At 67.3% G+C, this 12924-nt stretch carries 13 protein-coding genes and 1 pseudogene; 2 read left to right on the top strand and 12 right to left on the bottom strand.

Going from position 1 to position 12924, the window contains the following annotated elements:
* Positions 1 to 168: 168 nt before the first annotated feature.
* Together GTV32_RS01570 and GTV32_RS01565 are read left to right on the top strand one after the other, a co-directional pair.
* Positions 169 to 534: a metalloregulator ArsR/SmtB family transcription factor gene (locus GTV32_RS01570; protein ID WP_343287425.1), complete on the top strand. Its 366-nt coding sequence runs from the start codon at positions 169 to 171 to the stop codon at positions 532 to 534.
* Positions 531 to 947: a Fur family transcriptional regulator gene (locus tag GTV32_RS01565; RefSeq protein ID WP_161058662.1), complete on the top strand. Its 417-nt coding sequence runs from the start codon at positions 531 to 533 to the stop codon at positions 945 to 947. The genes GTV32_RS01570 and GTV32_RS01565 overlap by 4 nt, the downstream gene beginning before the upstream one ends.
* Positions 948 to 962: 15 nt before the next feature.
* Here the strand turns inward: GTV32_RS01565 and GTV32_RS01560 are convergent, their stop codons facing one another.
* The 12 genes and pseudogenes from GTV32_RS01560 to dnaJ form a co-directional block, all read right to left on the bottom strand.
* On the bottom strand, positions 963 to 1376 hold the full coding sequence (locus GTV32_RS01560) for a hypothetical protein (RefSeq protein WP_161058661.1): 414 nt from the start codon (positions 1374 to 1376) through the stop codon (positions 963 to 965).
* Complete coding sequence (locus GTV32_RS01555; protein ID WP_161058660.1) at positions 1373 to 2206, bottom strand: isoprenyl transferase; 834 nt, start codon at positions 2204 to 2206, stop codon at positions 1373 to 1375. Before GTV32_RS01555 ends, GTV32_RS01560 begins: the two co-directional genes overlap by 4 nt.
* 13 nt (positions 2207 to 2219) lie before the next feature.
* Positions 2220 to 2978, bottom strand: coding sequence for a DNA repair protein RecO (gene recO, locus GTV32_RS01550; protein ID WP_161058659.1), 759 nt, complete (start codon positions 2976 to 2978; stop codon positions 2220 to 2222).
* Positions 2979 to 3014: 36 nt separating this feature from the next.
* On the bottom strand, positions 3015 to 4580 hold the full coding sequence (locus GTV32_RS01545; protein WP_161058658.1) for a DUF3533 domain-containing protein: 1566 nt from the start codon (positions 4578 to 4580) through the stop codon (positions 3015 to 3017).
* Positions 4581 to 4625: 45 nt separating this feature from the next.
* The gene (gene era / locus GTV32_RS01540) at positions 4626 to 5555 is read right to left on the bottom strand and encodes a GTPase Era (RefSeq protein WP_161058657.1); all 930 of its coding nucleotides are present in this window, start codon (positions 5553 to 5555) and stop codon (positions 4626 to 4628) included.
* Positions 5552 to 5911 carry a cytidine deaminase gene (locus tag GTV32_RS01535; protein ID WP_343287176.1) on the bottom strand — a complete coding sequence of 120 codons (360 nt, stop codon included), beginning with the start codon at positions 5909 to 5911 and terminating at the stop codon, positions 5552 to 5554. The genes era and GTV32_RS01535 overlap by 4 nt, the downstream gene beginning before the upstream one ends.
* Complete coding sequence (locus tag GTV32_RS01530; protein ID WP_161058656.1) at positions 5908 to 7347, bottom strand: hemolysin family protein; 1440 nt, start codon at positions 7345 to 7347, stop codon at positions 5908 to 5910. The genes GTV32_RS01535 and GTV32_RS01530 overlap by 4 nt, the downstream gene beginning before the upstream one ends.
* Positions 7348 to 7349: 2 nt before the next feature.
* Positions 7350 to 7916, bottom strand: a complete 567-nt coding sequence (gene ybeY / locus GTV32_RS01525) for an rRNA maturation RNase YbeY (RefSeq protein WP_161058655.1) — start codon at positions 7914 to 7916, stop codon at positions 7350 to 7352.
* Complete coding sequence (locus tag GTV32_RS01520; protein ID WP_161058654.1) at positions 7913 to 10075, bottom strand: PhoH family protein; 2163 nt, start codon at positions 10073 to 10075, stop codon at positions 7913 to 7915. Before GTV32_RS01520 ends, ybeY begins: the two co-directional genes overlap by 4 nt.
* A gap of 114 nt (positions 10076 to 10189) precedes the next feature.
* Positions 10190 to 10968: pseudogene (locus GTV32_RS01515) on the bottom strand (prolyl oligopeptidase family serine peptidase).
* Positions 10969 to 10981: 13 nt separating this feature from the next.
* On the bottom strand, positions 10982 to 11734 hold the full coding sequence (locus GTV32_RS01510; RefSeq protein WP_161058653.1) for a 16S rRNA (uracil(1498)-N(3))-methyltransferase: 753 nt from the start codon (positions 11732 to 11734) through the stop codon (positions 10982 to 10984).
* 16 nt (positions 11735 to 11750) lie between these two features.
* Positions 11751 to 12914: a molecular chaperone DnaJ gene (gene dnaJ / locus GTV32_RS01505; protein ID WP_161058652.1), complete on the bottom strand. Its 1164-nt coding sequence runs from the start codon at positions 12912 to 12914 to the stop codon at positions 11751 to 11753.
* Between the last annotated feature and the right edge of the window lie 10 nt (positions 12915 to 12924).

Here is a 12924-nt window from a genome sequence, read left to right as displayed (position 1 = left end):
GAACGGCAGCCCTTACAGGGTAGCCACAGAGGGGCCGCTCGTCGGAATCGTCACCCTTCCCCGGTCCTCGAGCACGGCGCTGACAACCAAATGAAAACGACTTCCTTTAGTATGGAAGCGATGGATGCCCAGGATGGAGACTGCTCGGCGACCACCGCCGATCACCATGTGATCGGCCCGGTGGAGTGCGCGGCTGCCAGCGACCTCCTGCGGGCGCTGGCCTCGCCGACCCGCATCGCCATCGTGCTGCTCCTGCGCGAACGTCCGCAGTGCGTCCACGAGATCGTCGGCGCGCTGGAGGTGAGTCAACCGCTGGTGAGTCAGCACCTTCGGGTCCTCAAGGATGCCGGCGTGGTGCGCGGCCACCGGACCGGCCGCGAGATCGTCTACGAACTCGTCGACCACCACCTCGCCCACATCGTCACCGATGCGCTCGCGCATGCCATGGAGTCCGGAGACGGCCAGCTGCCGGAGTCCGTTGCCGACACCACCACCGCCACCACCCCCGCCGACACCGGCATGGTGACCGAATGACGACGGGTCCGGGCCGCCCGGTGACCGGAGTCCGCTCGACCAGACAGCGCGCCGCGATCGCCGACGCACTGGCCGCCGGTGACGACTTCATCTCCGCGCAGGAACTGCACGACCAGCTCAAGGCCCGGGGAGAATCGATCGGCCTCACCACCGTGTACCGAAATCTGCAGGCGTTGAGCCAATCCGGGCAGATCGACGTGCTGTGGGACGGCTCGGGTGAGACTCGCTATCGCCACTGCTCGTCCGGACATCATCACCACCTCGTGTGCCGTAGCTGCGGCACGACGGTCGAGGTACAGGCGGAACCCGTCGAGAAGTGGGCGGCCGGCGTGGCCGCGCGGCACGGGTTCACCGACATCAACCACACCGTCGAGGTCTTCGGCTATTGCGCAGACTGTCGGGCGGGGACCTGACCCCCTGACGGACGCTCAGGCGCCGGAGAGGCGGCGAGCGATGTCGGCACCGGCCGACAGCACGATGTGCAACACGGTCAGCAGCGGGACCTCGTCGAGGGTGCCGGCCGGAAACGTGTAGTACTGCAGGACGTCGGTCGTCACGCCTTCGGGATCGGATCTGCGCAATGCGCCGAAACTCAGGTGCGCGTCGGCCGCTTCCACGTCGTCGCGCAAGGCGGGCGTGTTCGGCAGGTTGACCGCGACCAGCTGGGTCACGGTGAGCACATCGAGTCCGTCCGCGAGGGTCAGCACTCGCAATGACGCGCGAGTCGGACCCACCTGCACGATCACCGAATCCGCATCCGCATCGCCGACGTCACCGATCTCTCCGACGAGGCGGGCCACCCGGGTCAAAAGTTCCTCGGACCCGGATGACGCATCGGTCATGTCGGCATCACTCCGCCGAATCTCCGGTCCCGCGAGGCATATTCGACGCATGCGGCCCACAGGTCACGCCGGTCGAAATCGGGAAAGAGCTTCTCCTGGTACACCATCTCGGCGTAGGCGGACTGCCAGAGCAAGAAGTTCGAGATCCGCTGTTCCCCGGAGGGCCGCAGGAAGAGGTCCACATCGGGCATGTCCGGCTCGTCGAGATACCGGGCGAACGAGGCTTCGGTGATCCGGTCCGGATCGATCTCCCCGGCCGCGGCACGACGGGCGATTTCTTTTGCCGCGTCGGCGATCTCGGCACGGCCGCCGTAGTTGACACACATCGTGAGGGTCATCACGGTGTTGTCCTTCGTCATCTCCTCGGCGACCTCGAGTTCGCGGATCACGCTGCGCCACAGGCGTGGTCGACGGCCGGCCCATCGCACCCGGACGCCCATCTCGTGCATCTCGTCACGTCTGCGGCGTATCACGTCCCGGTTGAAGCCCATCAGGAAGCGGACCTCCTCGGGGCTGCGCGACCAGTTCTCGGTCGAGAATGCGTAGGCGGAGAGCCAGGTGACACCGAGTTCGATGCATCCGCAGACGGTGTCCATCAGAACTGCCTCGCCCTGCTTGTGTCCTTCGGTGCGCGGCAGGCCGCGGTCCTGCGCCCAGCGGCCGTTGCCGTCCATCACGAGTGCCACGTGGCGGGGTATCAGTTCGGGCTGGATCCGGGGCGGCCGCGCACCGCTCGGGTGCGGGTCTGGCGGGCGTACTGCGCTGCGCTCTGCTCGTGGTTCCGGTGCGGCCTGTCGCTTCCCGGATCGTGAACCGGGTCGTAACGCCATCAACCGTCTCCTCTCACGCGGTGTCCACCAGCCTATGAGGTGCTTCGCGTTCGATGAGCGGCAGGGTTCGCAACTGACGTTCGAGATGCCATTGGAGATGGGCTGCGGTCAGTCCGCTTGCCTGGCGCTGCATCGACGAACTGGCCTCGGCGGTGTGTTCCCACTGACCGCGGAACAAGGCATCCATCAGATCGAGAACCCCTGGTGACGGAGTGGCCGATCCGGGTGGACGGCAGTGGATACACACCGCACCACCGGCCGCCACGTGGAACGCCCGATGCGGCCCCGGCTGCGCACATCGCGCGCACACGTCCAACGTCGGCATCCATCCCGCGCAGTGCATCGCTCGCAGCAGGTAGGCGTCGAGGATGAGTTGGTTGGCACGGCGGTGCCCGGCCAGCGCCTCGAGCGCACCGACCGTGAGTCGGTGCAATTGCGCTGCCGGTGCGCGTTCCTCACCGGCCAGCCGCTCCGCGGTCTCGAGCACCGCGCACGCAGTGGTGTACCGGCCGTAGTCGGCCACGATGGCGTCGGCGAAGGCGTGGAGGGTGTGCACCTGGGTGACCACGTCGAGGTTGCGACCGGGGTAGAGATGCACGTCGACATGGGCGAAGGGTTCGAGCCGAGCGCCGAATTTCGATCGGGTCCGGCGGACTCCCTTGGCCACGGCACGTACCAGGCCGTGGTCCTGTGTGAGCAGCGTGATGATGCGATCGGCCTCGCCCAGCTTGTGCTGGCGAAGCACCACGGCCTCATCCCGATAGAACCTCACCGGGTCATTGTTCCACCGGGTACCGACAGCGCTGCACTACGACATGCGTCCGGGGTCCTCGGGAGCGTCCACGGCCCCGGGTCTCTCCGACGCGGCGGCCTCCCCGGAGGTCTCGGGAGCCCGTGATCCGCTCACCGCGGCGACGTGAGCCGGCGACGGAGTGGTGATGGAGGCGGGACCATCACCGTCGGCCAACCTGCGCAGACGCGGCGGCAGGACCATGCCTCCGGGGAACCTGTGCCAACCCTTGCGGTCGTAGAGCTTGGTGCCGCCCAGACCGAGCAGCACTCCCACCAGCAGCCCGATCGCGCACTGGATGATCGACCGTCCCAGCCCGGCGTCGAGATCCGCGTCGAAATAGAGGATGGCGCGACTGCCGAGGTACACCAGGTGCATGGGCTCCACCGCGGCGATCCAGGCGAACAGTCGCGGACTCGCCTCCAAGGGCACGGTGCCACCCGACGACGGGAGACCGAGGATCACGAAGAACACCAGGTTCAGGATGAGGCCAGGATTGCCGAACACCGCCATCATCGAACTCGCCGACACCCCGACTGCGGTGATCACCAGAACCGAGAACATCCACAGCGCGAACGCATTGGGCAACGACGTGCCGACAGCTGTGCACACCGCGATGTACAACGCCGACTGGATCACCGCGACCAGCAGCATGATTGTCCACTTGGTCGCGAGCGTCCCCCACCGCGAGATCGCGAGGCGTTGCCGGAGCTGATAGAACGGCCCGTACTCGATCGGGGTCTGGCCGAGGATGCCGTCCACCACGACGCTCACCATCATCGCGCCGGTGAAGCCGGCCAGGATGAGCAACAACGTGAAGTAGAACGCGGACAACCCGTTTCCGGATCCGTCGGGCAACGGCGTCGGCTCGACGATCCGCACGTTCACCGGATTGGACAGGGCCAGCTGAGCGGCACCCGAGAACGGCACGTCGGCCTTCACCAGGCTCTGCCGGACGGTGTCCACCAGTCGTTCGCCGACCTGCGCGTTGACCTGCTCGGACATCTCGTCGGCGAAGGTGGTGGTGACCGCCGAGGCGAAGGTCCCGGAACCACGGTTGATGAACACGTCGATCGCCATCGGATCGGGTTTGGCCTCGAGCACCGCCGCACGTCCGAGACTCACCGCGCGTTTGGTGAAGTTGGGGCCGATCACCACCACCCCGTAGGTCTTACCGGTGTTCAGCCGGTTGAGTGCGGTCGTCCGATCGACCTTCTCCACCGCGATCCCGCTCTTCGCCGCCGTCGAGACCACCCCCTCGGCAACCTGATCGCCGAAGTTCTGCTTCGTGGTACCGCCGTCCGGGTTGTCGACGTCGCCGCCGCGATCCTCGTTGACCAGCGCGATCGGGAAGTCGTGGAGGTTGCGCTGCGGGTCGGCGACCGCACCCATGTAGAGGGCCGCCATGAACGACATGATGACGACGACGAGCAGCAACGGCGCGAGCCAGAAACGTGGCGACCGCAGGACGCCGGCGATGGTGGTACCGGCCTCGGCGTCACGTTCAGGCGCTTCGTGACCGGGCTCATCGCGGCGGCCGCTCCCGCTCCGCTCCGCCTCGTCGCCTGTTTCGTGCCGCCCCATCCGTACTCCTTCTCGACTCATTCGCACCGACGGCGGGCTGGAGCATCAGAAGCCCATGCGTCCCAGCTGTTTCGGGTCCCGCTGCCAGTCCTTGGCCACCTTCACGTGCAGGTCCAGATAGACCCGGGTGCCGAGCAACTTCTCGATCTGCTGCCGCGCGACGGTGCCGACCTCCTTGAGCCGCGCACCCCGATGGCCGATGATGATGCCCTTCTGACTGTCGCGCTCCACATAGAGGATGGCGTGGACGTCGACCATCGACGGTCCGTCCGCCTCCTCGCCGTTCTCCTGAGTGCCGTCTTCGCGCGGGATGATCTCCTCGATCACCACCGCGAGCGAGTGCGGAAGCTCGTCGCGGACACCCTCGAGGGCCGCTTCGCGGATGAACTCCGCCATCAGCACCTCTTCGGGTTCGTCGGTCAGCTCTCCGTCGGGGTAGAAGGCCGGGCCGGGTTCCATCTGGCTCACCAGGACGTCGGTCAGGATGTCGAGTTGAGCACCGGACCTCGCCGACACCGGGACCACCTCGGAGGTGGGGCCGAGAAGTTCGGACAGTGCGACGAGCTGGGCCGCGACCCGATCCCGGGTGACGCGGTCGATCTTGGTGACCACTCCCAGCACCGTGGTGCGGGGCGCCATCTGACGGACCTGCGACACGATCCACCGGTCGCCCGGACCGATGGCCTCGTCCGCGGGTACACACACACCGATCACGTCGACCTCGGAGTATGTGTCGCGAACGAGGTCGTTGAGACGCTGGCCGAGCAGCGTCCGAGGACGGTGCAGGCCAGGGGTGTCGACCAGGATCAACTGGGCGTCGTCGCGGTTGACGATTCCCCGGATGGTGTGTCGCGTGGTCTGTGGTCTATTCGATGTGATGGCGATCTTCTCACCGACGAGCGCGTTGGTGAGGGTGGATTTACCGGTGTTCGGCCGGCCGACGAAACACACGAACCCCGACCGGAACTCGGTCATCGACCGACTTCCTGCCGAGCGGTCGGCGTTCCCGCCAGGTCGGTGTGGACCGCGTACGCCTGTGAACCGAACTCCGCGAGGGTGGCCAGCCCCGGATCGTCGGGCCCGCCGTTCACCAGGACGGCCGCCTCGAAGGCCTGGGCACCACTGGAGAGCGCACTGGCCACGGCGACCTGTAGGCCGGACAGCGTCAGGGTGTCGGCGGCCACGGGCGCACCGGCGTAGGTGCGGCCGTCGGCGTCGCGGACGGCCGCGGCCGACGAACTCTCCGCGCGGGCCAGTGCCCCCCGCGCGAGGACGACCAGCTTCTGGTCCTCGTCGGACAACTCGGGCAGTTCGTTCGACGGTGCGGTCACGTTCGGTCCTCGCTCCTGGTGGTGTCACCCGTTGGGTCGTCGTCGCGTCGTCGGACCTGCGAACGCCCTCGACTGGACATCGAGTATTCCGCACCGCGTCCGTCTTCGGCCGGATCGGACGCGGGCATGTCGGTGTCGCCGCCATCACGTTGCGCCGGCGACGCGTCGGGGTCGTGAGGATCGTCAAGCCGGCTGACCAGCAGCGTGGTGATGCGCTGGCGACCCCGTCGGTTCGGCCCGCCTTCGGCGACGAGCAGCAGGCCGTTCGACTCGACCCGGGCACCCGGGAGCGGCACGCGGCCGAGTTCGAGGCCGAGCAGACCGCCGACCGTCTCGATCTCGTCGTCGTCGATGTCGATGCCGAAGAGTTCACCGAGATCGGCAACCGGCAGACGCGCCGACACCCGGTAGTTCCCGTCGTCGAGTTCCTCGATCGGTGCCACCTCGTCGGTGTCGTATTCGTCGGTGATCTCACCGACGATCTCCTCGAGAACGTCCTCGATGGTCACCAAACCGGCGATCCCGCCGTACTCGTCGACCAACAGGGCCATGTGGTTGCGCGTCCGCTGCATGTCCGCCAACACCTTGTCGAGCGGTTTGGAGTCGGGGATGAACTCGGCGGCGCGCATGAAGTCGTGGACGTGCGCCGACGCCGATCGTCCACCCTCGGCGACGAGATCCTTGAGATAGACCACACCGACGATGTCGTCGGGGTTCTCCCCGATCACCGGTATGCGTGAATGCCCGGACCGCACTGCGAGATTCATCGCCTGGGCGGCGGTCTTGTCCTGCTCGATCCAGATCATCTCCGGCCTCGGCACCATGATCTCGCGGGCGTTGGTGTCGCCGAGGTCGAAGACCGACTGGATCATCCGGCGCTCGTCTGCGGCCACCACACCGCTGGCCTCGGCGAGGTCCACGACCTCCCGGAGTTCCACCTCGGTGGCGAAGGGGCCGTTGCGAAATCCCTTGCCGGGCGTCACGGCGTTGCCGACCATGATGAGCAGTCGGGTCAGCGGCCTGAGCAGTAATCCGATGCCCTGCAACACGATCGCCGACGACAGCGCGATCGTGTAGGCGTGCTGGCGGCCGAGGGTGCGCGGCCCGACGCCGACGGCGACGAACGACACCACCGTCATCCCGACGATCGCGGCGAACAGGCCCCAACCCACCCCGAGCCAATCGGTCAGCACCAACGCCATCAGGGCAACCGCCGCGGTCTCCGACGCCACCCGCATCAGGACGGCGAGGCCGACATAGGTGGCGCGGCCGTGCAACACCGCGATCAGACGGACCGCGCCGGCGCGCTGCTCCTTGACCATGTCCTCCACGCGGGCCATGGACACCGTGGTGATGGCCGCATCGACGGCGGCGAACAGTCCACCGACCGGGATCAGCGCGAGCGCCGCCACGACGAGCCAGACGTCGTCGGGCACCGTCACTCGTCCTCGGCCGGAGCGTTCTCGGTACGGGCGGTCTCCGCGAAGCCGATGTTGGTCAGCAACTGCGTGTCGCGATCGGACTGCCGCTGTTGTTGTGCCCGGTGATGCCGGGCCGCGTAGAACTCCTCGAGGATTCGGTTCTGCAGACCGAACATCTCTTTTTCCTCGTCTGGCTCGGCGTGGTCGTAGCCCAGCAGATGGAGCACACCGTGGATCGTGAGCATCGAGAGCTCGTGCTCGAACGATCGCCGGGCCGATTTCGCCTGCTGGGCCGCGAACGCCGGACACAACACGATGTCCCCGAGGATCGCAGGCCCCGGCTCGGCCGCGTCCGGCCGGCCACCGGGGACGAGCTCGTCCATCGGAAAGCTCATCACGTCCGTCGGGCCGGGCAGGTCCATCCACTGCATGTGCATGTCGGCCATCGTGTCCTCGTCGACACAGACCACCGACAGTTCCGCTGCGGGATGCACGTCCATCGCGGTGATGGCGAAGCGTGCCGACTCGATGATCAGATCTCCCGGGACCTCGACACCGGATTCGTTGGCCAGCTCGATGCTCATGAGCGACGCCCGTGTGCGGCCGCGCGGCGCGCGGCCCGATTGCCCGGCAGGTTGTCGGCGTCCCGCAGTCGCCCGCCGACGCGGGAGTTCTCCTCGGCCCGACCGTACGCGTCCACGATGTCCGCGACCAAACGGTGCCGGACCACGTCAGCGCTGGTGAGACGCGAGAAATGGATGTCGTCGATACCGTCGAGGATCTGCGTCGCAGCGGTCAGTCCGCTCTGTGCGCCGCCCGGGAGGTCCACCTGGGTGGTGTCACCGGTGACGACGACCTTGGACCCGAAACCGAGACGGGTGAGGAACATCTTCATCTGTTCGCCCGTGGTGTTCTGGGCCTCGTCGAGGATGATGAAGGCGTCGTTGAGCGTGTTGTGGGTCAACAGGAAATCCTCGGTCACATACAGCGAATCCGCGGCGGCCACCCGGATGCACACGGCCTCCTCTGTACCGGCTTCGTCGATGCTCTCGATGTATCGCTTGGGTTCCTTGCACTCACCGGCGGCGTATTTCGCCGTCTTACGCGCGAGCCGGAACGGTGTGAGTCCCTCGGGGAGCCGGATGTCGAGGACGTGCGCGTCGTGACGGATGTCTCTGCCGTTCGCACCTGCGGGCGTGCGAACGACCGCAGCGCGGGTGCTCGTGTACACCACCCCGCCGAGTGACCGGACCAGGAAGATCACGTCGTCGCGTAGTCGATCGGAGGTCGTCGTGTACTGGAGACGACATGTCCGTCCCGCCTGGACGACCGGTCCGCCGTCGGTGTCGAGGAGGCCCTGGAGAACCGACAGCCGGACAGCGGCAGAGTTCTGCAGGTACTGCGGCGGCACGAATTTCGTGGCGGACTCGCTACCCCACAGACCTAGGACACGCATCGCGCGAGTGACCGGATTCTCGATGGTGATGACCTCACCTGGACTCGTGATCCGGTCCAGTACGTAGTCCATGTCCGACTTCCGTCGAGCCGTGATGCCCGGGACCGCCTCGACCAGCGCCTCGACGAGTTCAGGGTCGGCCGTGGTGAACGACGGCGTGGTCATGCCCGCCATGCAGCCGTCGCCCAGCATCAGGCCGAGCGCGTACGGATCGAACGGCACCGGCCGGGCGTCGAACGACACCGGCGCGGCGAGTACCGGAACCTCGTAGCGGTGGCGGTGCGCCGCACGCAGGTTCCCGATCATCTCCTTCGCGGCAAGCACGCGCGGGCCCTTGCCCTGTCGCCGGTCGTCGCGGGTGTAGACCGACCAGAGGTGATCGGTCGAGCACAGTGTTGTCGCGCCGTCCTGTGTGGTGACACGCACGATGTCCTTGAATCCCTGCGGATAGACGCCGCGCACCTCGGTGGGAGCCCCGTTCGAGCCGATCACCTCGTCGCCCACCGCGAGGTCACCGATCGGGCGGAAGCCCTCCGGGGTGAGAACGCGCGTCGACAACGGCTGCGCGCGGCCACGCATGTATGCCAGCGGCGCGACCTCGATGACCCCGGCCGCCATCAGCTTGGGGATCGACTCGGGGTCCATCATGTCGTGCAGCGCGTCGTAGAGCGGGCGCAGGTACGGGTCGATCTTTTCGCTGAGGGTGCCGGGCAGGAAGCCGAGACGTTCCCCGGCCTCGACCGCGGGCCGGGTGAGAATGATCCGGTTGACCGACTTCGATTGCAACGCCTGCACGGCCTTGGCCATCGCCAGGTAGGTCTTGCCGGTACCGGCCGGGCCCAGACCGAACACGACGGTGTTGTTGTCGATCGCGTCGACATACTTCTTCTGGTTCAGGGTCTTCGGCCGGATGGTCTTGCCGCGTCGGGACAAGATGTCGAGCGACAGCACGTCGGCAGGGGACTCACTCGCACCCTCGGACAGCATCGAGACGCTGTGACGGACGAGATCGGGAGTGAGTGGGGTGCCGCGGCCCACGAGGTCGACCAATTCGGCGATGACCCGCTCGGATGCCGCGACGTCGGCGGGGACACCGGTCAGGGTGACCTGGTTGCCACGCACATGGATATCCGCCGGGAGCAGCTGTTCGAGGGTGCGCAGATTGACGTCACTGGTCCCGAGCAGCCCGAACACCACCTCGGGAGAGATTTCCACATTGGAGGTGACAGATCGGCCCGCAGGAGTTCGGCTCGTCGGCGTGCTCACGTCGGGGTTGTCGTCACTCACGTATGAAATCACTCCTCATGGGTTGCCGCGGCGGCTCCGGATGCGCCGGGGTGGTGTCAGTCTAACGCGATTGAACCGCGTATCAGCAGGCAATATTCCGGCATGGGTCGACCGTCAGATGCCCAGCACCCGCACGGTCTGCCGCGTGGACGCGCTTCGCGGATCGACGAACGCGTCGTGCCCCTCCCCGGGACCACGACGAGTTCGGCCGACTGCCCGCGCTGGGTCACCGTGTCGACATAGCGCCGGCTCGACTCGACGGGTATCGCGGTGTCGTCCTCCGCGTGGATCGCGACGACATGCGCCGGAAACGGTTCCTGCGCGATCGGCGATGCCTCGCGATATCGATGCGGGATCTCGGCATACGGTCGCCCCATCAGGCCCCGGATCGACGGTCGCTCGGCGCCGGACTCCAGGTCGAGAGCTGCCGACTGGGCGATCACCGTGCTGATGTGACACGAGTCGGTCCGTGCGCGCAACTGCGCGACCGACCACACCGCCAACTGCCCACCCGCGGAATGCCCCACCACTGCGACCGACCCCCAGTCGACCTGAGCCGACAACGCGGCCGGCAGGGCCTCACGAACGGGACCGTCCAGTGCTCGCAGAGCTGCGAGGACGTCGCGACCGCTGTTCGGCCAGCCGCCGCCGTCCTCTCCGACACGCCGGTATTCGACATTCCACACCACCGCACCGCGTTCGGTGAACTGCCGTGCGATGGCGGTCTCGATCGTCAACCCGAACTCGGTGGTCCAGTATCCACCGTGGACAAGCACCACCGCGCGCACGGAATCGGCCGGCCCGACTCCGGTCACCGGATGGTAGACATGACCGAATTGCGATGGCGCACTTCCGTACTCGACCTTGACGCGATGCGCCCTACACTTCTTCACCGGTCCGCTCGTCTCACCCTGCCGACCATCGGTCGGTCAGCACACCCACCGCACCGAGCGCCACCGCGGCCGCGGTCGAGGTCCTCAACACTTCTGGTCCGAGGATCACCGAGGACGCGCCGAGTGCCACGAGGTCGGCGATCTCGGTGTCGTCGAGGCCTCCCTCCGGCCCGATAACCAGGACGAGCTCGGTCGCGTCGACCAGCGGAAGATCACGGACCGGCGTCGTACCGTGCTCGTGCAACACCGCGACCACACCGCCGGCGGCCATGACGTCGGCACATCGCGCCCGGACATCGGTGGTGGTGGCCAACGGCGGGATCTGGGGAATCCACGCCCGCCGGCTCTGCTTGGCGGCCGCAGATGCCGCCGCGAGCCATTTGGCGTGGCCCTTCTCCGGTTTGCCGGTCCAGCGTGCCACGCACCGGGCTGCCTGCCATGGCACGATCCGATCGGCCCCCGCTTCGGTGGCCAGATCGACGGCGAGTTCGGAACGCTCCGACTTCGGCAGCGCCTGCACCACCGTGACGTAGGGGCGCGGTGGCTCGGCATAGGCGTACGTGTGGGCGCGCGCCACCAGGGTGTCCTTGGCGGTGATCGCGCCGACCTCGCACGATGCCGTGGATCCGCGTCCGTCGCCGACAGTGATCTCCTCGCCGACGGCCAGGCGCGCCACGGTCACCGCGTGTCGGCCCTCCGGGCCGGAAAGGGTCACGTCGGAGCCGACGCGCGGCACCTCGTCGACCCAGAACAGCGGCGGACTCACGCACGCGCTCCGGACGTCAACGTCCGGCGAAGGCGTTGCGCAGGCGGGAGAACAGTCCGCCCGCTGCCGCACCGGTCGCCGTCGTGACGACCTCGACCCGATCGTCGGATGCCTCGCGGAATCTGTTCAGGGCGTCGGTCTGGGCGGCGTCGAGTTTGGTCGGCACCACCACGTCGAGGTGGGCGTGGAGAGTCCCGCGCACACCCGTGTTGAGGTGCGGCATGCCCTGGCCCTTCACCTTCACGACCTGCCCGGGCTGGGTTCCGGGGGCGATGGTGATCCGTGCGCTGCCGTCGAGGATCGTGTCGATCTCGATCTCGCCGCCGAGTGCTGCGTCGACGATCGGGACCCGGATGGTGCAGTGCAGGTCATCCTTGTCGCGGATGAACACGTCACTCGGACGCTCGCTGACCTCCACATACAGGTCACCGGCGGGACCACCGCCGGGACCGATCTCACCCTGGCCGGAGAGTCGCACGCGCATCCCGGTCTCGATTCCCGCCGGGATCTTGACCGTCATCGTCCGGCGGGAGCGGACACGTCCGTCGCCGCCGCACTTGCGGCACGGATCCGGGATGACCTCGCCGACTCCGTGGCAGGTGGGGCATTCCCGAACGGTCATGACCTGACCGAGGAACGACCGCTGGACCGCCTGGATCTCGCCGGCACCGTTGCAGGTGTCACAGCTGATCGGCTTCGAATCGCCGTGCGTTCCGGAACCCTTGCACAGGTCGCAGAGGATCGCGGTGTCGACGGTGATCTCTTTGTTGACCCCCGCGGCACATTCTTCGAGGTCGAGTTCGACCGCCACCAGCGCCGGCTCACCCGGCTGCACGCGGCTGCGAGGGCCTCGGCCCGAGCCGAACCCGCCACCGCCGAAACCGCCGCTCGACCCGAAGAACGCCTCGAACACGTCACCGAGGCCGCCGCTGCCACCGAATCCCCCGCCGAAACCGCCCGCACCCGGACCGGCCAGCGGGTCACCGCCGGCGTCGACGATCCGACGCTTCTCGGGATCGGTCAGTACCTCGTAGGCGGTACTGACCTCCTTGAAACGTTCTTCCTCGCCCGGATTCACATCGGGATGCAGTTCTCGCGCTTTCTTGCGGTATGCGCGCTTGATCTCCTGGTCGGTGGCGCCTTTGGCGACACCCAGGATTCCGTAGTAGTCACGTGCCACGGTCGTCTCG

The organism is Gordonia sp. SID5947 (genome assembly GCF_009862785.1).
GTDB lineage: Bacteria > Actinomycetota > Actinomycetes > Mycobacteriales > Mycobacteriaceae > Gordonia.
Note: the sequence above shows the minus strand (reverse complement) of the source record. Positions and strands in the feature narration are given on the sequence as shown.